The organism is Novosphingobium sp. JCM 18896 (assembly GCF_025938095.1).
GTDB lineage: Bacteria > Pseudomonadota > Alphaproteobacteria > Sphingomonadales > Sphingomonadaceae > Novosphingobium.
Genome location: NZ_JAPCZF010000002.1, coordinates 152,982 through 174,242, shown reverse-complemented (window position 1 = coordinate 174,242; position 21,261 = coordinate 152,982). Strand labels below are relative to the sequence as shown.

Genomic DNA, 21,261 nt, shown 5'->3' with positions numbered 1-21,261 from the left:
GCCCCAAGTGGTCGCTTCGGCGCCCGCCTGGGATCGCTTCGCGCATTGGCCGGTGTTGCGTGCGCGGCTGGGCCTGCTGGCGCTGGTCCTGCTGCTCGTCGCCGCGGCCCTGACCCCGATCGGGGAGCGCGAGGACAAGGTCGAGACCAAGTCCTTCGTCGAGAACCTGGCGCCGGGCCAGAGTGCGAAGGACGGGGCCGAACGCCCGCGCGACGACGACCTCGTGCTCTACGACCACGCGATCGCGCGCATCCGCAAGGGCGAGAACTACTACGACTTCATCGTCGCCGAGCACCGTCGGGCGAACTATCCGGTGAGGCCCGGTTTCACGGTCCGCCTGCCGACCTTGGCCTATATCGAGGCTTGGATCGGCGAGCCGGGTCAGATCGTCGCGGCGATCGTGCTGATGTTCGCGGTGCTGCTCGCCTGGTGGCGCCGGCTGGGCGAAGAACCCGGCGGCGAGCAGAAGCGCCGGCTGCTGACCCTGGCCTTCCTGTTCCTCGGCGTCGCGCTGGGGCTCAACCGCTACTATTTCGTGCTGCACGAGCTGTGGAGCGGTACCCTGCTGGCGCTGGCCTTCGGCCTGCACCGGGTCCGCGCGGACGGCACCGGCCGCTGGGGGGCTGCACTCGCCGTCGCCGCGCTGGCGCTGGCGATCCGCGAGCACGCGCTGCCTTTCGTCCTGTTGATGGCGGCCATGGCCTTCTGGCGTCGCGACTGGCGCGAGGGTGCGGCCTGGAGCGCGCTCGTCGCCGCCTTCCTCGTCGCCTTGTCGGTGCACCATCACGTCATCGCCGCGCAGGTTCTGCCCAGCGATCCTCCGTCGGCTTCGTGGCTGGGGCTGCGCGGACTTTCGGGCTGGCTGTCGAACATCGTGATGTCGAGCAACCTGCGCTTCCTCCCCGGCTGGCTCGCCGGGCCGGCGGTCGTGCTGATGATGGCGGGCTGGGCGAACTGGCGCTCGCCGGCGGGGGCTTTCGGGACCCTGCTGTTCCTCGGCTATGGCCTCGCCTTCATGATCGCGGGGCGGGCCGACAACTTCTACTGGGGGGCGGAGATCGCGCCGGCCATGTTCATCGGCCTCGCTTTCGCCAGCCGTGCGGTGAAGTCGCTGATCGTCGCGGCTTTTCCGGGATTGCTCGACGATGATCCGTCCGAAGCGTCGGCGTGAACAAGGTAATTGCGTGTAAACCATAGTGCGGGCACAAGCGCGCCAATGGGTACGCCTCGCATCCTGCTGATCGTGGGCGGTGGGATCGCCGCTTACAAGTCCTGCGAACTCGTCCGCCTGATCCGCAAGGGTGGCGGCGCGGTGACTTGCGTGCTGACCGACGGCGGCGCGAAATTCGTCACGCCGTTGGCCTTGGCCGCGCTCAGCGAGAACGAAGTCCACACCACGCTCTGGGATCTCAAGAACGAGGTCGAGATGGGGCACATCCAGCTCTCGCGCCAGGCGGACCTCGTCGTCGTCTGCCCGGCGACGGCGAACATGCTCGCCAAGATGGCGCAGGGCATCGCCGACGATCTCGCGACGACCCTGTTGCTCGCCACCGACAAGCCCGTGCTGGCCGTGCCAGCGATGAACGTGCGCATGTGGCAGCACGCCGCGACCGTGCGCAATGTCGAGACCCTGCGCGCCGCCGGTGTCGAGGTGATGGAGCCCGACGAGGGCGCGATGGCTTGCGGCGAGTACGGCCCCGGCCGCCTGCCCGAGCCCGAGCGGATCTGGGCGCGCATCGCCGAGCACTTCGGTCTGGTCGCGCCGGCTGCCGTGCCAGTCTGGCCGGACGAGGCGGAAGACCTATCGCCCGAGGTGGCGGACGCCGGCATGGGCGGCCTTTCGGGATCGATGATCGCGCGCAAGACGCCGATCGTCTTCGCCGACGATCCGTTCGAGGACGTGACCTTCGCCGGTCCGGCCTTCCTCACGCCGCCGCTCGACCTGTCGGGGCCTTTGCTGTCGAAGAAGGGTAAGGCCCGCGCCGCACCGCCGACCGATGCCGAGGCGCTCAATCACCTGGTCTCGCCCGACGCCGCGCCGCCCGAGCCGTTCGACGCCGCGCCCGAGGACGTGCTGGCGGGCCAGCCCGATTTCGAGGCCGACCCCGCGCATCGCCCGCTCTACGGCAAGCATGTCCTGATCACCGCCGGGCCGACGCACGAGCCGATCGATCCGGTCCGCTACATCGCCAACCGTTCGTCGGGCAAGCAGGGCTATGCCATCGCCGCCGCTGCCGCCGCGATGGGCGCGCGCGTGACCCTGGTCTCGGGGCCGGTCAACCTGCCGACCCCGCCGGGGGTCGATCGCATCGACGTCGAGACCGCGGTGGAGATGGGCAATGCGGTCAAGGATGCGCTGCCCGCCGATGTCGGCGTGATGGTCGCGGCCGTGGCCGACTGGCGCACGGCGAATACCGCCGAAGAGAAGATCAAGAAGCGCGGCTCTGCCCCGCCGGTGCTGATGCTGACCGAGAACCCCGACATCCTCGCGACGGTCTCGGCCCATCCCAAGCGTCCCAGGCTGCTGATCGGCTTCGCCGCCGAAACCGAGAACGTGCTCGACAACGCGCGCGAGAAGCGCAAGCGCAAGGGCGTCGACTGGATCATCGCCAACGACGTCTCGGGGCCGAGCGGCGAGAGCGTGATGGGCGGTTCGTCGAATACCGTGCATATCGTGACCGAGAAGGGGATCGAGGACCTTCCGGAAATGCCCAAGGAAGAGGTAGGGAGGGCCATCGTCGAAAGGATCGCCCTTGCACTCGGACAACAATAGCATCCCCGTACTGGTCAAGCGCCTGCCGCATTTCGAAGGGCTGGAGCTTCCGGCCTACGCCACGGCTGGCGCGGCCGGCATGGACGTGCTCGCGGCCGAGGACGTGACCCTGGCGCCGGGCGGCTGGCACGCAGTGGCGACGGGCCTCGCGCTGGCGATCCCGCCCGGTTACGAGATCCAGGTGCGCCCGCGTTCGGGGCTCGCGCTCAAGCACGGCATCTCGGTGCCGAACGCGCCGGGGACGATCGATTCGGATTATCGCGGCGAGCTCAAGGTGATCCTGATCAACCACGGCAGCGAGGACTTCGCGATCCGTCGCGGTGACCGCGTCGCCCAGCTGGTGCTGGCGCCGGTGGTCCAGGCCTCTTGGCTCAAGGTCGACGAACTCGACGACACCGCGCGTGGCGAGGGCGGCTTCGGTTCGACCGGCGGCGTCACCGCGCTGGGGAACTGAACCCTTACCTCTAGTGGAAATCGCGCGACTTCGGCAGCAGCCGCACGTCGCGCGGATGGACGCCGGTGCGTGGCGCCTCGTTGCGGCCGCGCGGGTGCTGGGGATGGAGGCAGACGTCGGCGCGCGAGAGCAGCGGTTCGGTGTCGTCGATCTCGGATAGCCAGCCGAGCACCTCGGTTCGGTCGACGATGCGCATGGCCATGACGTGCATCACGCCTTCCTTACTGCGCTGGAGTTCGCCCTCGACCTGCATCAGCCGCGCGGCCATGACCTCGCGGCGGAAGCGTTCGAAGGTCCGCGCCCACATGATCACATTGGCGATCCCGGTCTCGTCCTCGAGCGTGACGAAGATCGCATTGCCCTTGCCCGGCCGCTGGCGGACGAGGACCACGCCCGCGACGGTCAGCCGCACGCCGGCCTTGGCTTTGGCCAGGTCGGCGCAGCGCAGGATTCCGTCGCGTGCGAAGACCGGGCGCAGCACCGTCATCGGATGGTCCTTCAGCGACAGCCGCGTCGTCTGGTAATCGGCCGCGACCTGTTCGCCGAGCGTCATCGCCGGCAGCGCGACCGCGGGCTCGACGCCGAGCTCGCGCGCCTGAGCATGGGCGAACAGCGGCAGCGCATCGGGCGGCGTGCGCCGCGCCTCCCACAGTGCCGCGCGGCGGTCCATCGCGATCGAGCCGAAGGCATCGGCATCGGCGAGCAGGCGCAAGCCCCGCTGCGGCACCTGCCCGCGCCGCGCCAGTTCCTCGACGCTGGTGAAGGGTCCCGAGGCTCCGATCGCTTCGGCGTAGAGCGCGTGGGCCCAGTCCTGGCGGAACCCGCCGACCTGCCGCAGGCCGAGCCGTAGCGCGAGCTTGCCGTCCGAACGGCATTCGAGCGTGCAGTCCCAAGCCGAATGGTTGACGTCGACCGGCCGCACCTCGACCCCATTTTCGCGCGCGTCACGCACGAGTTGCGCGGGCGCGTAGAAGCCCATCGGCTGCGAGTTGAGCAGCGCGCAGGTGAACACGGCGGGGTGGTGGCACTTGATCCAGGCCGAGACGTAGACCAGCCGCGCGAAGGACAGCGCGTGGCTCTCGGGGAAACCGTAGGAGCCGAAGCCCTTGATCTGGTCGTAGCAGCGCTGGGCGAAGTCGCGCGGATAGCCGCGCGCGGCCATGCCCTCAATCATCTTGCCTTCGAACTCGTGGATCGTGCCGACGTTGCGGAAGGTAGCCATGGCGCGGCGCAGCTTGTTGGCCTCGGCGGGGGTGAAGCCGGCGGCGGTGATCGCCAGCTTCATCGCCTGTTCCTGGAAGATCGGCACGCCATAGGTATAACCGAGCAGGCCTTTTAGCTCCCCGGGATCGTGTGGCGGCGCGGGGGAGGGATATTCGACCTTTTCCTCGCCGCAACGGCGGCGCAGGTAGGGGTGGACCATGTCGCCTTCGATCGGTCCCGGACGGACGATCGCGACCTGCACGGTCAGATCGTAGAGCGTCCGCGGCTTGAGCCGTGGCAGCATGTTCATCTGCGCGCGGCTCTCGACCTGGAACACGCCCAGACTCTCGCCCTTGCACAGCATGTCGTAGACCGCGTCATCGCTCGAATCGATGTCGACATCGAGTTCGTGCTCGCCAAGCCCGTGGTCCTTCATCAGCTCGAAGCTCTTGGCGATGCAGGTCAGCATGCCCAAGGCCAGGACGTCGACCTTCATCAGACCCAGCGCGTCGATATCGTCCTTGTCCCATTCGACGAAAGTGCGATCGTCCATCGCCGCGTGATGGATCGGTACGGTCTCGTCGAGCCGGTCCTCGGTCAGCACGAAGCCGCCGACGTGCTGCGACAGGTGGCGGGGGAACTGCAGGATCGCTTGCACGAAATGGTTGAGCCGGCCGATCTCGGCATTTTCGGGATCGAAGCCGGCATCGATCAGCCGCTTGCGTTCGTAGGTCGAGGCATAGGAGCCCCACACGGTGCTTGACAGCCGCGCGGTGACGTCTTCGGAAATGCCCAGTGCCTTGCCGATCTCGCGCACGGCGCTGCGCGCGCGAAAGTGGATCACCGTCGCGGCGATGCCGGCGCGGTGGCGGCCATAGCGTTCGTAGACGTATTGCATCACCTCCTCGCGCCGCTCGTGCTCGAAGTCGACGTCGATGTCGGGCGGCTCGGAGCGCTCTTCCGAGACGAAGCGCGAGAACAGCAGATCGTATTGCGCGGGATCGACCGAGGTCACGCCCAGGAGGAAGCAGACGATGGAATTCGCCGCGGAGCCGCGCCCTTGGCAGAGGATCGGCGGCTTCTGTGCGCGGGCGAAGCGGACGAGATCGTAGACCGTGAGGAAGTAATAGGCGTAGTTCCGCTCGCGGATCAGCTCGAACTCTTCGCGCAGCAGCTTGCGCACCTTCTCGGAGAGCGGATGTCCATAGCGCGTGATCGCCGCGCGCATCACCAGCCGGATCAGCCAGGCGAGCGGCTTCCAGCCCTCGGGCACGGGCTCGTGCGGGTATTCGTACTTGAGGTGTTCGAGTTCGAACTTGATTAGGTCAAGAAACCGCTGAGTCTCGGCGATCGCTTCGGGACAATCGGCGAAGAGCCGCGCCATCTCGGCCGGTGCTTTCAGGTGCCGCTCGCCGTTGGCCTCCAGGACCCTGCCGGCCTCGGTGATCGTCGTGCCTTCGCGGATGCAGGTCATCACGTCGTGGAGCTGGCGGTCGCCCGCCTCGGCATAGAGCGCATCGTTGGTGGCGATCAGCGGGACGCGGGCGGTTTCGACAAGGTCGCGCCAACGCGCGAGCCGGCGCGCGTCGTCGCCCTTGCGGTCCATCGTCGCGCCGAGCCAGACCCGATGGGGCGCGCGACGGGTCAGGCGTTCGAGCAGCGGCAGCAGGCCTGGCGGCTGGACCAGCCGCAGCGGCGGGATCGGTTCGTCGTCGCAGTATTTCGCGGGCTTGGGATGCGGTCGCTGCGGGGTCGAGGTCGATTCGGGCAGGACGATCAGCAGCAGGTCCTGGTGGAAGGTCAGCAGGTCGTCGAGCCCGAGGATGCAGTCGCCCTTGAGTGCGCGCAGGTTGCCGCGTGTGAGCAGGCGCGTCAGCCTGCCCCAGCCGTAGCGGCTGGTCGGATAGGCGAGGATGTCCGGTGTGCCGTCGACGAAGACCAGCCGCGCGCCGACGACGAGCTTGAACTTGGGAAAGGCCTCGCCGGCGGCCTCGGCATCTTCGCGTGCATGCTTCAACGTGGCATGCGCGCGGACCACGCCCGCAACGGTGTTGCGGTCGGCTATGCCGATCCCGGCCATCCCGAGCGCGATGGCCCGCGCCACCATGTCCGAGGGCTGCGAGGCGCCGTGGAGGAACGAATAGCTGGTCGCCGAGCCCAGTTCCGCGAAAGCCGGCGCGCTCATGCAAAAAGGCCGTGGATGTACCAGTCGGGATGTTCAACTTCGAGGCCGTAAAGACCATGCCGGAACAGCCAGAAGCGGTGGCCGGCCTCGTCCTCGACGCGGTAGTAGTCGCGAGTGAGGCCGGGGTTGCCCTGGTACCCGTCGCGGCGGTGCCACCATTCGGCGGCCAGGCGCTCGGGGCCTTCGTGGCGGAGCACGCTATGCGCCTTGCCGCGCCAGGAAAACTGTCGGGGTGGGCCTTCGGGAAGCGCATTGGTCACCCGCACCCGCTGGGGCGGATCGAGCAGGACCAGAGGGCGCAGCGGCGGCTCGTCCTCCTGGCCCTCAGGCCAGGGCGTGGTTTCCCGATCGTCGCGCAGGCCGCGCAATGTGCCGGCGCGTTCGGGCGTGTGGCTGTTGCACGCGACGAAGCGGAGCACGCGTTCGGGCCCATGGCGTACGGCGAGGCGATCGAGCAGTGGGCCGAGGTCGTCGGGACGCTTGCGTTCGGCTTCGAGGCCGACCTGCCGGTCGGGCAGCGCCTCGGCGTGGACGATCAGGAGATCGATGGCGTCATAGCCGAAACCGGGATCGAGCGGATCGGCAAGACCGTCGATACGCTCGCGCAGCAGGCGCAGCACCAGCGCGGGGTCGCGCGTCGGCGCGCCGGTCTCGACCGCGAGGCGGGCGACGTGGCCGTCGCTGCGGTGGAGCCGCGCGCGGAAGGCGCGGCCGCCTTCGCCACGTTCGCGCAGGGTGACGGCGGTGCGCTCGAGCAGGTGCTCGATCACGTCGAGCACGTCGTCGGTGCGGCCGATCGGTTCGGCGAAGCGCGCCTCGGCGAAGACTCTTTCGCGCGCCTGCTCGGGGACGATATGCGCGTCCTCCTCGCCGAGCAGGCGTGCGAGCCGGGTGGTCGTGGCCATGCCGAAGCGCGCGGCGAGCGCCTTGCGCGAAACCCTGCTCAGGTCACCCAGGCGGCGGAAGCCGGCGCGGGTCAGCGCGTGCAGCGTCTCGGCCTCGCAATCGAGCGCGGCGAGGGGCAGGGCAGAGAGATCACTGCCGCCGAACCGCGCGAGCGCGCGGGCGCCCTGCGGCGTCTTTGCCAGACCCGTGTGGACGGTCAGGCCCTCGGCGGCCACGCGCGCGACCAGGTGATCGCGCATCTGCGCCTCGCCGCCGTGGAGGTGGGCGCATCCGGTCACGTCGAGCAGCAGTCCCTGCGGCGGATCGCATTGCACCGAGGGCGTATAGTCTCCGCAGATTCGCGCCAGCCGGGTCAGCAGCGCGGCGTCGGCCAGGGGATCGTGCGGGAAGGCGGCAAGGTCGGGCAGGCGCCCGCGCGCGTCGGCCAGCGCCTGGCCGGGTTCCAGTCCGAGTCGGGCGGCCTCCGGGTTCAGCGCGACGATGCGCAGCGCCCCGCGCTGCTTCTCGATCAGCGCGAAAGACTGGTCAGCCGGTGCTTCTCCTCTGCTCATCAGCCGCTCCGCTGGCAGCCACGGCAGGAACAGCGCCAGGTAGCGGCGTTCGTGCGCGAAAAGAGACTTGGTCACGGTTCCACTCCAGGGTGATCGAAAGGCCTTCGCCGCCGCCGCGGCGGCGCAGCAGAGTCAGCGCGAAGGCGGGTTGGCCGGGGGCGTCGGCCGGCAGGACGCGCGAGGGCGCGGCCGCGACTTGCCAGCGGGTATGCGCGGCGCTGGGCGACAGGACGGATGAGGACGGCGGCGCCTGCGCGCGGGCGAGCAGGACCATCGTCGCGCTGGCGGCACCGGCCAGCGCCAGCCGCCGTGTCGCGGTGAGATCGAGCAGCGGCTGCCTGCCGTGGAGTTCGAGCAGCACCGCCGCGGCGGCGCCGTCGCGCACGCAGTCGAGCCCGGCGCGCAGCAGCGCCTTGCCGTCCTTGAGCATGAGCAGCGTCACCGCATCGGGATCGAGGCCCAGTTCGACGAGACCAGGGCCATAGGGCCGGCCCAGGGCATCGTCCTGTCGTGCCCAGATCAGCGGCCGCCCGTCGAGCTCGCGGCGCAATCGCGCGACGAGCAGCGCGAAGCCTAGCGCCGTCGCGCCGTCGAGCGGATCGGCGGCGTGGAACTCGTGCAGCCCGTCGGCGCGCAGCCCGCCCGCGAGCGCCTGGTCCAGCCAAGTCTCGCCGAGCGGCACCACGCCCATCGGCAACGGTGCCACCGGTTGCGCGGCGGGCAAGGGCGAATCGATTCGCATATGTTCATGATATGTTCTTTTTGCGAGAGAGTCAGCCTTCATCCTCCCCGGCACGGGGAGGTGGCAGCCCGCAGGGCTGACGGAGGGGGCTATCGGTAGGAACTATCATGGCGAAGATGGGCTCGATCGCGAGCCCCCTCCACCACGCCGCTGCGCGTCGCGGTCCCCTCCCCGTACCGGGGAGGATCAGAACGCCGCGTCCCATTCGGCTTCCTTGAAGCCCACGAGCAGCCCGCCCGGATGCTCGACCACCGGACGCTTGATCGCGCTGGGATTGGCTTCCATCACGCGCACGGCCTTGGCTGCGTCGAGGCCTTCCTTGTCGGCATCGGGCAGCTTCTTGAAGGTCGTGCCGGCGCGGTTGAGCACCTTCTCCCAGCCGGCCTGCTCGACCCAGGCCGCGAGCTTGGCCGGATCGGCACCCTGCTTCTTGTAGTCGTGGAAGGTGTAGGCCACGCCCTTCGTATCGAGCCAGGTGCGTGCCTTCTTGACCGTGTCGCAGTTGGGGATGCCGTAGAGGGTGACGCTCATCAATCGGGTCTTTCGAAGCGCCGGATGCGCGGGGCATCGCAGGCGAACAGGGTGAAGTCGTGATAGTATTCGGCGCGGCCGCGCTGCTGGATCGCGGCGTGGTCGGGATGGCTGCCCCAGGCGTGCATCGCCGCCTCGCTCGACCATTCGGAGATCGCCACGACCTCGCCGTCGTCGGCGACATAGCTCTTGAAGCTCAGGAAGCCGGGTTGGGCGCGGGCGAGCTCTTCCATGCGGGCGGCGTCGGCACCATAGGCCTGGGCGTCGATGTCGGCGCGCTTGCGGTTGCGGAAGACGACGAGGAACATGCGCGTGTTCCTAGCTGCTTCGCGCCGGCGGGGGGAGTGGACTTTTCCGCCTATTCACGACAAAGCGCAGCCCATGAGCGTCAACAGCTTCGGCCGTCTTTTCCGTTTCACCACCTGGGGCGAAAGCCATGGGCCGGCGCTGGGCGCCGTGGTCGACGGGTGCCCTCCGGGCCTGGCGATCTCCGAGGCCGATCTCCAGCCGTTCCTCGACGCGCGTCGTCCCGGCCAGTCGAAGTTCACCACGCAGCGGCAGGAACCCGATGCGGTGAAGATCCTGTCGGGTGTCTTCGAAGGCCGCACCACGGGCACGCCGATCTCGCTGATGATCGAGAACGTCGACCAGCGCTCGAAGGACTATTCCGAAGTCGCCAAGGCCTATCGTCCGGGCCACGCCGACTATGCCTATGATGCCAAGTACGGCTTCCGCGACTATCGCGGTGGCGGGCGGAGCTCGGCGCGCGAGACTGCGGCGCGGGTCGCCGCGGGCGGCGTCGCGCGGCTGGTGATTCCCGAGGTCACGATCCTCGCCTATGTCACCGAGATCGGTGGCGATGCGATCGACCCCGCGAATTTCGACGCGGCCGAGATCGCCAAGAACCCGTTCTTCTGCCCCGATGCCGAAGCCGCCAAGCGCTGGGAGAAGCTGGTCGACGACGCGCGTCTCGCCGGCTCCTCGCTTGGTGCCGTGGTCGAATGCGTCGCCGAGGGCGTCCCCGCCGGCTGGGGCGCGCCGCTCTACGGCAAGCTCGACGCCGACCTCGCTTCGGGCATGATGAGCATCAACGCGGTCAAGGGCATCGAGATCGGCGACGGCTTCGCCGCGGCGCGCCTGACTGGCGAGCAGAACGCCGATCCGATGCGGCCGGGCAATGGTGGCCCGCGCTTCCTGGCCAATCACGCGGGCGGCATCGCCGGCGGTATTTCGACCGGGCAGCCGGTGGTCCTGCGCGTGGCGTTCAAGCCGACCTCGTCGATCCTCACGCCGGTCGAGACGATCACGCGCGAGGGTGAGGCCAGCGAGATCCGCACCAAGGGCCGCCACGATCCCTGCGTCGGCATTCGCGGGGCGCCGGTGGTCGAGGCGATGATGGCGCTGGTCCTGGCCGACCACAAGCTGCTGCATCGCGGGCAGGTCGGCTGATTCCTCAGGGGCTTCGACAAGCTCAGCCTGAGCGGGTTTTAAACGGTTTCAGCAATACCATCCGCTCGGCCTGAGCTTGTCGAAGGCCAGGCGCTATCGCACCCGCTTGAGCACGATGTAGACCGCACCCGCGCCGCCGTGGCGTTGGTGCGCGGGGCGGATCGCGGCGATGCGGCTGGCGTGCGAGCCCGCGGCCAGCCAGTCCATGAACTTGCGCCGGATGGCGCCGCGGCTGCGGCGGTCCTCGCTCGGGCGTTCGCGTCCCGTCACCAGCAGCACCAGCCGCGCGCCTTGCGCCAGCGCAAGGGTCAGGCCGTGGTCGAGCCGCGAATAGGCGGCGTCGAGCGTCGCGCCGTGGAGATCGAGCGTGAAGTCGGGCGGCACCAGCCCCCGCGACAGGCGGCGATCCCAGCCGGCGTCGAGGCCCTGCTTGTCGAAGGTAGGGCGATAGAGCTGGGCGGTGGCGGGTTTGCGATCCTCCCCGGCACGGGGAGGGGGACCGCCGGCGCGTAGCGGCGGTGGTGGAGGGGGCTTTCGAACAGGCGCTGCGCTTGGCGGCGAACCCCCTCCACCAGCCTGCGGCTGGTCCCCCTCCCCGGAGCGGGGAGGATGCAGGCGTTCGACCGTCTGTGCCACGCGGGCCCAGAGCGCCGCCTCGTCGGCGGTCAGCTTGCGGCCCGGCCGTTTCACTTAGCGGGCGCCGAGGCGCGTCAGCGTGCCCTTGGGCAGCAGCAGCAGGGCCCGGCCGCGCGCGCTCATGCCGCCGGCGGTGGCGCGGGCTTCGGGGCCGGCGCCCCAGAAGGTGTCGAAGCGGTTGGCGCCCTTGATCGCGCCGCCGGTGTCCTGGGCGACCCACAGCCCGTTGGCCTCGCGATTGTCCATGCCCGAGAGGAACAGCGGCGCGCCCAGCGGCACGAACAGTGGGTCGGCCGCGGCGCTCGACCGCGCGCGCACGACGATGCCCAGTGCGCCGACCGGGCCGTCGGCGCTGATCTCGCGGAAGAAGACGAAGGATTCGTTGGCGCGCAGCATCGCGTGGCCATCCTCGGGCCGATCGCGAAGGAACTTTTGGATGCCCTGCAGCGAGCCCGAATATTGCCCCGGCTGGTTTCCGATCAGCCCGCGCTCGCGCATGATCGAGCCGATCAGCTTCGATGAGCGGCCGTTCTGCGCGGCATAGCCGAGGTGCATCACGCTGCCGTCGGGACCGACGAGCTTGCCCGAGCCCTGGATCTGCAAAAAGTAGAACTCGACCGGATCGGCAGCCCAGCCGATCTCCAGGCCTTTGCCCGCCAGCGCCCCGTCCTCGATCTCGCCGCGGTTGTAGTAGAGCTGGAAGCGCCCGTTCTCGTCATAACGGCCGAGCGGCTGGCGCCCATCGGGCAGCGGCGTGGCATCGCCGGGCCGCGCACGCACGAGATCGGTGGGGGCGGCATAGATCGGCACGTCGAAGCCCGGCTGGCGCACGCGCACGCCGGCGATCTCGGGTTCGAAATAGCCGGTGGCGAAAGCGGCGCCGTCACCGATCCGTGCGGTCTCGAGATAGCGTGCGAAGAAGCCGCGGGCGTCGGCCGAGAACCAGCTCGCCGCGGCGTCGCAGGCGGGCTTCCAGTCGGTGCCGCGGGTCAGGCCGCTGGTGTCGGTGCGCCGCTGGAGGCTGGGGCACGAGGCGCGGAAGGCGGTGAGCGCCTCGGCTGCATCGCTCGCGCCGATGTCGAGGCTCTCGATCGCCGGACCGCGCGTCACCCCCGCCGAGACGGCGTTGTTGGGCAGGACGATCGGCGGCTGGGTAACCGGGCGCGAAACCGGCGGCCGCGATACGGGCGGCAGCGGGCGCGGACCATGCGCGGGCGGAATGACGCGGCCGCAGGCTGCGAGGAAAACGAGCAGCGCGAGGGCCGCGTATCTGCGCAAGCCCCCCACTCCGAGAACTCAGCCTTCGTCGGTCTCGTCGAGCAGCCAGTCCGGATCGGACGAGGCGACGTTGCGGCTGAAGGTCCAGATGTCGATCGCCTCGATCGCATCGTCGAGCGAACCGGCGACGACATGGCCCTCGGCATCGCGCGTCACGGCAGCGATGTCGGCGCGGAAGCGCACGGTGATACGCGCGGTCTGGCCGTCGAGCTCCGCCGCGGAGATCGCCGATTCCTCGATGCGGATCAGGCGGTTGTCGAGCGATTCGCCGGCGGCGATGCGCGCGTCGATGGCACCTGCGAAGCTGGCGTAGACGTCACGATCGCAGAGCTGCTGCAACTCTTCCTTGTCGCCGCGCCAGAAGGCTTCGAGAATCATGCGATAGGCGCTGCGCGAACCCTCGAGGAAGGCGAAGGCGTCGAAATGGCGGTCGGCCGCGGCGATGGCGCGCAGGCCGCGCTCGACCGAAGCGGTGACCGTGGGCATCTCGCGCGGGCGGGCGACGGGGTTCTGCGTCTGCTGCTGGCGCTCGACCGGCTGGCGCGGCGCGGGCGCGGCGGGCGCACCGGTGCCGGTCTTGTTGTCGAACCGGCCGGGAACGACCTCTTCCTCGTGTTCGGCACGGCGCCCAAGCACCGAGTAGAGACGCAGCCCGAGAAAGGCTGCGATCATGGCCAGAATGACGATTTCGACAGTCACGCCTTTGCTTTCCAATTCTGTTGCCACGCACGCGGCGGGCCAACCATCATAGTAGACCCAGATAGGACGGGTTGACAAATGAACAACGCACGAGCGGCCGATCCGGGTGAATTTTTCGTCGATCGGATGTCATAAAGGCCACTCTCGCGCGATTCCCTGCCTTTCCCGTCGGGTCAGCGCCATTGCCGCCCGCCATGGGCAATGCTAGGCGCGCGCCAAGAATTACACCGCAAGCGTGAAGAAAGACGAAAACCATGGCCGACGACGGCAACATCATCTCGAATCTCGATCTCGGCGGCAACGGTGAGGACACGGCCCCCGCCGCCGGCCTGATCTCGCAGTACGTCAAGGACCTCTCGGTCGAGAACCCCAACGCGCCTGACAGCTTCTCGTGGCAGGATGCGCCGCAGGTCGACATCCAGTTCAACATCGGCGCGCGCCCGATCAACGAGGAAGTCCACGAGATCGAGATGAAGATCGTGGTCACGGCCAAGGCCGAGGCCGGCACCGCCTATATCGTCGATCTGTCCTATTGCGCGCTGATTGGCATGCGCAACATCGACGAAGGTCAGGCCCACGCCTTCACCTATGCCGAAGCGCCGCGGATCATCTTCCCCTTCGCGCGCCGCGTCCTGGCCGACGCCGTCCGCGATGCCGGCTTCCCGCCGCTGATGCTCGAGCCGATCGATTTCAATGGCCTCTACGTTCAGCAGCTCCAGGGCCAGGCCGAAGGTCAGCCGGTCGGCAACGCTTGAGTATCCTTCGACAAGCTCAGGATGAGCGGGCGTGGGTTTTAAGCCAGCGCCGCTCGTGCTGAGCCTGTCGAAGCACAGTCCCGCAAGGTCCGCCGCATGAGCCTGCTCAAGAACGTCGGCACGATCGGCGGGCTGACCGCGATCAGTCGCGTGTTCGGTTTCGCGCGCGACATGTTGCTCGCGCGCGCGCTCGGTGCCGGGCTTGCCGCCGATGCCTTCCAGCTCGCTTTCACCCTGCCCAACACCTTCCGCCGGCTCTTCGCCGAGGGCGCCTTCTCGGTGGCCTTCGTGCCGATGTATTCGCGCGCGCTCCACGGCGATGGCGGCGAAGAGGCGGCCGAAAAGTTCGCCGGCGACGTGCTCGCGGTCTTCGTCTGGGTGCTGCTCGCCTTCTCGGCCTTGGCGATGATCGTCATGCCCGGGATCGTCTGGGTGCTGGCGCGCGAATACCAGGACATTCCCGGCAAGTTCGAGCTCTCGGTCGCGCTCAGCCGCGTGACCTTCCCCTATCTCGGGCTGGTCAGCCTCGTCGCGATGCTCTCGGGCCTGCTCAACGCGCGCTCGCGCTTCGGGCCGGGGGCCTTCGCGCCGGTGCTACTCAACATCACCTTGATCACGGGCATCCTCACCGGCGCCTGGCTGCGCGGGCCGGGGGGCGACGATACGATCGTCGCCTATGCCCTGGCCGTGTCGGTCAGCCTCGCCGGCGTGGCGCAGCTCGCATACCTCGCCTGGGCGACGCGCAAGGCCGGGGTGAAGCTCAAGGTCACCTGGCCCAAGCTCACGCCCGAGGTGAAGCGGCTCGGCGCGCTGATCCTGCCGGCGACCTTCGGCGCCGGCATCTACCAGATCAGCCAGTTCGTCGACACGTTCTTCGCGACGCAGCTGCCGCAAGGCTCGCTGACCCTGCTCAAGCTGGCCGACCGGCTCAACCAGATGCCGCTCGGCATCGTCGGCATCGCGCTGGGCACGGCGATCCTGCCGATGCTGTCGCGGCACATCCATTCGGGCGAGGCGGCCGAGGCGCAGCGGTTGCAGACCCAGGCCTTCGAGATGGCGACCCTGCTGACCCTGCCCGCGGCCGCGGCGCTGGCGGTCTGCGCGCCGGCCTTCACCGCGGCCTTCTTCGTCGGCGGCAAGTTCACCGCCGGTGACGGTGCGATCATGGCCCAGATCGTCATCGCGCTCGTCGCGGGGCTGCCGGCCTATGTCATCGTCAAGATCCTGAACCCCGGCTTCTTCGCGCGCGAGGATACGCGCACCCCGGTCTGGACCGCGCTGGTGGCGCTGGTGTTCAACGTCGTGCTCAACGTCTTCGTCGTGCGATCCTACGGCATCGTCGGCCTCGCCGCGGCGACGGCCTGCTCGGCCAGCCTCAACTGCCTGCTGCTCTATGCGATCCTGCACAAGCGCGGCTGGTTCCATTTCACCCTGCCGCTCGCGGGCAAGATCGCGCGTCAGCTCGTGGCGACAGCGGCGATGGCCGGCGCACTGATCTGGGTCATGCCCTTGATGGCCACGCGCTACCACGGCGGCGTGATCGAACGCGTCTGGTCGCTGTCGGTGCTGGTCGGGCTCGGCCTGGTGATCTTCGGCCTGGTCGCCTTCGCGACGGGAGCAGTCGACAAGCGGGTGCTCGGCCAGCTAAGGCGCCGGCGTCCCAAGCGCACGGCCGAGGACGACGAAATTCTGGAGGTTCAGTAAAAGCTATGCGTATCGTTTCCGGCATCCAGCCGACGGGCAATCTCCACCTCGGAAATTACCTGGGCGCGATCCGGAACTGGGTGCGCATGCAGGACGAGCTTACCTCGACCGGCGGCGACTGCCTGTTCTTCCTCGCCGATCTCCACGCGATCTCGATGCCGCACGAGCCGGCGACGCTTTCGGCCAACACGCGCGAGATGGTCGCGGCGCTGGTCGCCTGCGGGATCGATCCCGACCGCTCGACCCTGTTCAACCAGGCGCAAGTCCCCGCCCATGCCGAACTGCAATGGCTGCTGACCGGAACCGCGCGGATGGGCTGGTTGAACCGCATGACGCAGTTCAAGGACAAGTCGGGCAAGAACCGCGAGGGCGCCTCGATCGCGCTCTACACCTATCCGGTGCTCCAGGCCGCCGATGTGCTGCTCTACCAGGCGACGCACGTTCCCGTCGGCGAGGATCAGAAGCAGCATCTCGAGCTGGCGCGCGACATCGCCCAGAAGTTCAACAACGACTTCGCGAGTGAAGACAAGCCGGTCTTCACGCTGCCTGATCCGATCATCCCGCCCGAGGCGGCGCGGATCATGTCGCTGCGCGACGGCAGCGCCAAGATGAGCAAGTCCGACCCCTCGGACATGAGCCGCATCAACCTGACCGACGACGCCGACACGATCATGCAGAAGGTCAAGAAGGCCAAGACCGATCCCGAGCCACTGCCGAGCGAGGCCGCGGGACTCGAGGGCCGCGCCGAGGCGAAGAACCTCGTCGGCATCTATGCGGTGATGGCGCAGACCAGCGTCGACGCCGTGCTCGCCGACTTTGCGGGCAAGGGCTTCGGCGCGTTCAAGCCTGCGCTCGGCGAACTGCTGGTGACCAAGCTGGCGCCGATCAACGATCGCTTCGTCGAACTGCGCCAGGATCGCGCCGCGCTCGATGCGATCCTCAAGAAGGGCGCGGAAAAGGCGCGGACGCTGGCCACGCCGACCCTGAACGCCGCCTACGAGGCGCTGGGCCTGGTTCGCGGGTAGTTCGTTTCGAACTTCGGCCGACATAGAAAACCACCGTCATCCCCGCGAAAGCGGGGATCCATCTCCCGAGCCGTCGATCTGAACGGCACCAGCAGGTAATGGCCCCCCGCTTTCGCGGGGGTGATGCGATGTTGTGAGATCGCCGTGGGCGGGTGTGCCGTTTGGTATACCCGCCCGCAGCCCTCAGATCGCGATGTTGTAGAGCCGCGCGGCGTTGGTGCTGAGCACCTTGGCGCGGTCTTCCTGGGTCAGGCTGGCCAGGCGCTGTTCGAGATTGTCGATCGGATAGAGGCTGGTGGGGTGCGGGAAGTCCGTCTCGAACAGGCAGTTGTCGATGCCGACCTTGTGCAGCATGTCCGACACGTCCTTCTTCTCGAACCAAAAGCAGGCGTAGAAGTTGCTCTTGAAGTATTCCGACGGGCGCTTCTCGAAGCCTTTGGTCTCGGCGATCTCGTCGAGCTGGTAGTCGAGCGCTTCCATCAGGAAGGGCACCCAGCCGATACCGCTCTCGACCGAGACGAACTTAAGATCCTTGTAGCGGTCGAGCACGCCCGAATAGATCAGGTTCGAGACGGTCTTGCCGTTGTTGAAGAACAGCATCGCGCCCGAAATGCCCGAACGCAGGTCGCGCGGCAGCGACGGCCAGCCCTGCTGCCCCATCCAGTCGATCGAGGTTTCCGAGGCGCCGATGTGGAAGTTGATCGGCAGGTTCTTGTCGTTGCAGACCTCCCACAGCGGGTACCAGTGCTCGTGGCCCAGATCGGGGATGTAGTCGCCGTTCTCGTCCTTGCTGGTGTGCGGGTCCGAGTTGATGTTGATGCCCTTCATGCCCATGGCGATGCAGCGCTCGGTCTCCTTGACCGCTTCCTTCATGTCCCACCAGGGCAGCAGCGCCATCGGGAACAGGCGCTGGCCGCTCTCTTCCTGGATCTCGGCCATGGCGTCGTTGTAGATCTGGACCGTGGCGAGGCGCAGAGCGGGATCGACCTTGGCCGCCATCTGGCCGCCGAAGCCGAGGATGTTGGGATAGACGATCTGCGCGTAGATCCCGGCCTCGTCCATCACCTTGAGGCGTTCCTTGACGTTCGACGAGCCGGCGTGGACCTGCTCGAACTGCAGCGAGAGGAACTGGTCGAGATCGCGGACCTTGCCGCCTTCCTTGAGTACGGCCGAGTTAGGGTGCGCGCCGGTGCCGATCGACTTGTCGCCGTCGATCACCCAGCAGCGCACGCCGTTGAGCATCTTTACCTGCGGGACGCGGTCGCGGATCGAGGCCGGCGCGCGCTTGATCCACATGTCGTGCGGTTCGGTCAGGTGGGTGTCGGCGTCGATGATCTTGATCGACGACTTGGCTTGCGGGCGGTCTAGGGTTTCGGTGGTCATCGGTCTTCTCCCGGATTTCGTTGCTACCGACATCGCGCGGCGCCCGTCTTGCGGCAATGGCCGCCTGTCCATGCGCCATGACCGATCGTCCAAGGCGCGGAGCGTGCCCGTGCCCCACATCCCGTGCCTAGGATCAATCGCGCTTGAAGCTGAGTAGCACGCCGCCGCCTTGCGGCCGTGCTTCCGACAGGCGCGATGGCGTGGGCCGGTGCTGGCGGGCAAGCGCGGCCGTACCTTGGCCGAGCCGGCCGGCGAGCAGGGGCTGGAAGGCGGGCGGTGCGGGGGCGGGCTTGTCGGCGACACGGCGTTCGCGTTCGCGCATCTGGCTCGGCGAGAGACCGAAATGGCGGGTGAAGCGGCGGCTGAACGCGGCCTCGGAGCCATAGCCGGCCATCTCGCTGATCTCGGCGATCTTGAGCTTGCCCTGGCGTAGCAGGTCGGCGGCATGCTCCATGCGCTGCTCGGCGACAACTTCCATCGGTGCGCGCCCGACCGCCTGGGTGAAGTGTGCGGCGAAGTTCGAGCGGCCCATGCCGACCGAGCGCGCCAGCCGCTCGACCGTCCAGTTCGCTGCGGGATTGGCTTCGATCAGCCGCAGCGCGTCGGCGATCGGGTCCTGGCGGGTGGGGGAGAAGAGCTGGCGGCAGCGCGGATCGGCGCGCAGGCCGGCCACCAGCATCATCGCCGCAAGCCGCGTGAGCAGCGCCGCCGATCCCGGCCCGATGCCCGCGAGCGGCAAGGCCTCGGGGCGCAGCAGCGCGGCGAGCGGCCCGGCGTCGTTCCGGCTCAATGCGAGCAGCGAGGGCAGGGTCGCGCGATTGACCTCGCCGGGCCAGGTCGCACGCAGCTTGCCGCTGAGCACGCGCGCGGTCACGCGGCCCTGGCCGATCGACAGGCTCGGCGGAACGTCGACCTCGGTCTCGTCGCGCAGGAAGGCGTGGGTGCTGGCCGTGGCCGTGGGGCTGGTACGCAGCGCGTGGGCCTCGCCCGAGAGGACGATGACCGCATCGCCGACGCCGAGTTCGATCATCGCGCCGCCTGCGCAGGCGATTCGCGCCGATCCGTGGAGCACGGCGTGGAACAGCACGGCGTCGCCCGGTGGCACCGAGAAGCCCGCATCCTGCGCGACATCGCTGTAGCACCAGGTCTGTCCGCGCAGGTCGAGCCCGGACAACAGGCCCGACAGGGACTTGTCTTCGGCGCGCTGCATTTCTCCGAACTCCCTTGGCGCATGCCTTGCCGGCCGCGTCCATCGCGCGGCAGGATATGCCTTTGCCGGGGGAGGTCAACCAAGCGTTCGATAGGGTGAACGTCAATTCGGCTTTGACGCCGTGGGCCATGAGGGGCCAAAGCCGCTCGAAAGGAAGGGAGACGATGAACCGGACGATCGACCTGCGCATCGACGTGACCGACGCGGTCGATCTCGACGCGCCCGTACATGTCGCGGTGACGGTGGTGCTGCCCGATCCCGCTGACCTGCCGGCGCGGCCGGTGGTCTGCTTCGCCAAGCCCGGTGGCGGTTATTCGCGGCTCTACTTCACCCATGCCCTGCCGGGACCGGGGGAGGGCGCCCAGGCCGATTTCCACGTCGACCGCGGCTGGATATTCGTCGCGCTCGACAATCTCGGCTCGGGCGACAGCTCGATGCACGATTCGCGGGCCTTGGGCTTCACCGCGGTGACGCGCGCGGCGCTCGCGGCCGAACAGGAGGTGCTGTTGCGGCTCGCCAACGGCATTCTCGCGCCCGGCTATCCGCCGGTGCTCCAGCCGGTGCGCCTCGGCATCGGCCAGTCGACCGGGGGCAGCCTGACCATCGTCCAGCAGGCGCGGCACGGCTGTTACGACGGGATCGCCGTCCTGGGCTTCAGCGCGGTGCATAGTCATCCGGCGACGCCGCCCGGACACGCGCCGATCGTCACGCCTTGGTTCTCGCGCGAGATCGCGCCCGATCAGCCCGGCGGGATCATCAACGCCGCGGCCGTTGCGGGTGCCGCGGGCTCCTCGTCCGACGCGGCCTGGGCGGCGCTCGCCTGGGGCTTCCACTACGACGACGTGCCGTCCGAAGTGGTAGAGCAGGACCTCGCGCACTACGACAGCATCGCCCAGGCCATCGCCGGCGCCGCGCCGCCGGGGCGCGAGCGCGATCCGGCGCCGTGGAATTCCTATACGCCGCCCAACGACGCCACGCGCTTCACCCTGACCCCCGGCGCGGTCGCGCCCGAGGCTGCGGCGGTGGCCGTGCCCGTGCTCAGCGCGATGGGCGAGCGCGACCTCGTGGTCGATCCGCTCGGCGAGGCACGCGCCTTCCGCTCGGCCGCGAGCTTCGATCTCTTCGTCTGCCCGCGCATGGGCCACATGCACAACTTCGCCGGCACGCGCAGGCTGTTCTGGGAACGCCTGCACCGCTTCGGCGAATGGTGCGCGGCGGCGAAGGCGTTAGGCGAGTAGCGGTCGGCGCGAAGGTCCGTCGGCTATGATCGGGCGGATCGCGATGAAGGTCTTGAAGCCGAGGACGCCGTCGTCCTCGTCGAGTTCCTCGCGAATGAAGGCGTCGTACTCGGCCATCGAGCCGACTTCGACCTTGAGCACGAAGTCGTCCTCGCCGGTGACTTCCCAGGCGGCGGTGACTTCGGGCCGGCGGGCAATCCGGCGCGCGAAGGCGTCCATCGGCTGACGGCCGGGTATCTTCATCTGCACGAGAACGTGCATGGTCAGCGCCGCGCCCGTCAGCGCCGGATCGACCACGGCGATGTCGGCAACGATCACCTTGTCGGCGCGCAGCCGCCGGAGCCGGCGCAACACCGCGGAAATCGACAGGCCGACCTTCTCCGCCAAGGTCCGCGCCGGTTCGAGGTTGTTCTGCCGGACGAGTTCGATCAGCCGGCGATCGAAGTCATCGAGTTCGACTGTTTTTCGCATTCGCGAAGATTAAACGCAAAATTTGGTCGTTTGAAGGACCAAATTAGGCGCCAATCGCTCGGCGCGCG

Annotated in this window: 19 protein-coding genes; 8 read left to right on the top strand and 11 right to left on the bottom strand. The window is 68.5% G+C overall.

Features of this window, described 5'->3' with window-relative positions:
- Positions 1-7 precede the first annotated feature (7 nt).
- The 3 genes from OLX23_RS06640 to dut are packed head-to-tail and all read left to right on the top strand — an operon-like array spanning position 8 to position 3,227.
- A complete protein-coding gene (locus tag OLX23_RS06640; protein WP_264443928.1) occupies positions 8-1,171 on the top strand; it encodes a hypothetical protein in 1,164 nt (387 codons plus the stop codon).
- 45 nt (positions 1,172-1,216) lie between these two features.
- The gene (locus OLX23_RS06635) at positions 1,217-2,773 is read left to right on the top strand and encodes a bifunctional phosphopantothenoylcysteine decarboxylase/phosphopantothenate synthase (protein WP_264443927.1); all 1,557 of its coding nucleotides are present in this window, start codon (positions 1,217-1,219) and stop codon (positions 2,771-2,773) included.
- A complete protein-coding gene (dut, locus tag OLX23_RS06630; protein WP_264443926.1) occupies positions 2,754-3,227 on the top strand; it encodes a dUTP diphosphatase in 474 nt (157 codons plus the stop codon). The genes OLX23_RS06635 and dut overlap by 20 nt, the downstream gene beginning before the upstream one ends.
- Positions 3,228-3,237: 10 nt before the next feature.
- Here the strand turns inward: dut and OLX23_RS06625 are convergent, their stop codons facing one another.
- The 5 genes from OLX23_RS06625 to OLX23_RS06605 all read right to left on the bottom strand — a co-directional run bounded on the left by OLX23_RS06625 (position 3,238) and on the right by OLX23_RS06605 (position 9,653).
- Complete coding sequence (locus OLX23_RS06625; RefSeq protein ID WP_264443924.1) at positions 3,238-6,615, bottom strand: error-prone DNA polymerase; 3,378 nt, start codon at positions 6,613-6,615, stop codon at positions 3,238-3,240.
- Positions 6,612-8,147: a Y-family DNA polymerase gene (locus OLX23_RS06620; RefSeq protein WP_264443922.1), complete on the bottom strand. Its 1,536-nt coding sequence runs from the start codon at positions 8,145-8,147 to the stop codon at positions 6,612-6,614. Before OLX23_RS06620 ends, OLX23_RS06625 begins: the two co-directional genes overlap by 4 nt.
- Positions 8,047-8,814 (bottom strand): ImuA family protein, encoded by a 768-nt coding sequence (locus OLX23_RS06615; protein WP_264443920.1) that lies wholly within the window; start codon positions 8,812-8,814, stop codon positions 8,047-8,049. Before OLX23_RS06615 ends, OLX23_RS06620 begins: the two co-directional genes overlap by 101 nt.
- A 186-nt stretch (positions 8,815-9,000) precedes the next feature.
- Positions 9,001-9,345 carry an arsenate reductase gene (locus OLX23_RS06610; RefSeq protein WP_264443919.1) on the bottom strand — a complete coding sequence of 115 codons (345 nt, stop codon included), beginning with the start codon at positions 9,343-9,345 and terminating at the stop codon, positions 9,001-9,003.
- Positions 9,345-9,653, bottom strand: coding sequence for an antibiotic biosynthesis monooxygenase family protein (locus tag OLX23_RS06605; protein ID WP_264443918.1), 309 nt, complete (start codon positions 9,651-9,653; stop codon positions 9,345-9,347). The genes OLX23_RS06610 and OLX23_RS06605 overlap by 1 nt, the downstream gene beginning before the upstream one ends.
- A gap of 73 nt (positions 9,654-9,726) precedes the next feature.
- Here OLX23_RS06605 and aroC point away from each other — a divergent pair, with 73 nt between their 5' ends.
- Positions 9,727-10,794 (top strand): chorismate synthase, encoded by a 1,068-nt coding sequence (gene aroC / locus OLX23_RS06600; RefSeq protein ID WP_264443917.1) that lies wholly within the window; start codon positions 9,727-9,729, stop codon positions 10,792-10,794.
- 93 nt (positions 10,795-10,887) lie between these two features.
- Here the strand turns inward: aroC and OLX23_RS06595 are convergent, their stop codons facing one another.
- From OLX23_RS06595 to OLX23_RS06585, 3 genes are read right to left on the bottom strand one after another with little or no spacing between them, the layout of a single operon-like run.
- Positions 10,888-11,484, bottom strand: a complete 597-nt coding sequence (locus OLX23_RS06595) for a Smr/MutS family protein (RefSeq protein ID WP_264443915.1) — start codon at positions 11,482-11,484, stop codon at positions 10,888-10,890.
- Positions 11,485-12,708 (bottom strand): murein transglycosylase A, encoded by a 1,224-nt coding sequence (locus tag OLX23_RS06590; RefSeq protein WP_264443914.1) that lies wholly within the window; start codon positions 12,706-12,708, stop codon positions 11,485-11,487.
- 18 nt (positions 12,709-12,726) lie between these two features.
- The gene (locus tag OLX23_RS06585) at positions 12,727-13,407 is read right to left on the bottom strand and encodes a Tim44/TimA family putative adaptor protein (protein ID WP_264443913.1); all 681 of its coding nucleotides are present in this window, start codon (positions 13,405-13,407) and stop codon (positions 12,727-12,729) included.
- A 254-nt stretch (positions 13,408-13,661) separates the two neighbouring features.
- Here OLX23_RS06585 and secB point away from each other — a divergent pair, with 254 nt between their 5' ends.
- The 3 genes from secB to trpS all read left to right on the top strand — a co-directional run bounded on the left by secB (position 13,662) and on the right by trpS (position 16,891).
- Positions 13,662-14,162: a protein-export chaperone SecB gene (gene secB, locus OLX23_RS06580; protein WP_264443911.1), complete on the top strand. Its 501-nt coding sequence runs from the start codon at positions 13,662-13,664 to the stop codon at positions 14,160-14,162.
- 96 nt (positions 14,163-14,258) lie between these two features.
- Positions 14,259-15,866 (top strand): murein biosynthesis integral membrane protein MurJ, encoded by a 1,608-nt coding sequence (gene murJ / locus OLX23_RS06575; RefSeq protein ID WP_264443910.1) that lies wholly within the window; start codon positions 14,259-14,261, stop codon positions 15,864-15,866.
- A 5-nt stretch (positions 15,867-15,871) separates the two neighbouring features.
- A complete protein-coding gene (trpS, locus tag OLX23_RS06570) occupies positions 15,872-16,891 on the top strand; it encodes a tryptophan--tRNA ligase (RefSeq protein ID WP_264443908.1) in 1,020 nt (339 codons plus the stop codon).
- A 183-nt stretch (positions 16,892-17,074) separates the two neighbouring features.
- On the opposite strand, the gene OLX23_RS06565 is transcribed toward trpS, so the two are convergent.
- Together OLX23_RS06565 and OLX23_RS06560 are read right to left on the bottom strand one after the other, a co-directional pair.
- The gene (locus tag OLX23_RS06565; protein WP_264443907.1) at positions 17,075-18,274 is read right to left on the bottom strand and encodes an amidohydrolase family protein; all 1,200 of its coding nucleotides are present in this window, start codon (positions 18,272-18,274) and stop codon (positions 17,075-17,077) included.
- Positions 18,275-18,407: 133 nt separating this feature from the next.
- Positions 18,408-19,484, bottom strand: coding sequence for an AraC family transcriptional regulator (locus OLX23_RS06560; protein ID WP_264443905.1), 1,077 nt, complete (start codon positions 19,482-19,484; stop codon positions 18,408-18,410).
- 164 nt (positions 19,485-19,648) lie between these two features.
- Here OLX23_RS06560 and OLX23_RS06555 point away from each other — a divergent pair, with 164 nt between their 5' ends.
- Positions 19,649-20,722: a hypothetical protein gene (locus OLX23_RS06555; protein ID WP_264443904.1), complete on the top strand. Its 1,074-nt coding sequence runs from the start codon at positions 19,649-19,651 to the stop codon at positions 20,720-20,722.
- Here OLX23_RS06555 and OLX23_RS06550 read toward each other — a convergent pair.
- Positions 20,711-21,193 (bottom strand): Lrp/AsnC family transcriptional regulator, encoded by a 483-nt coding sequence (locus OLX23_RS06550; RefSeq protein ID WP_264443903.1) that lies wholly within the window; start codon positions 21,191-21,193, stop codon positions 20,711-20,713. The genes OLX23_RS06555 and OLX23_RS06550 overlap by 12 nt on opposite strands.
- Positions 21,194-21,261 lie beyond the last annotated feature (68 nt).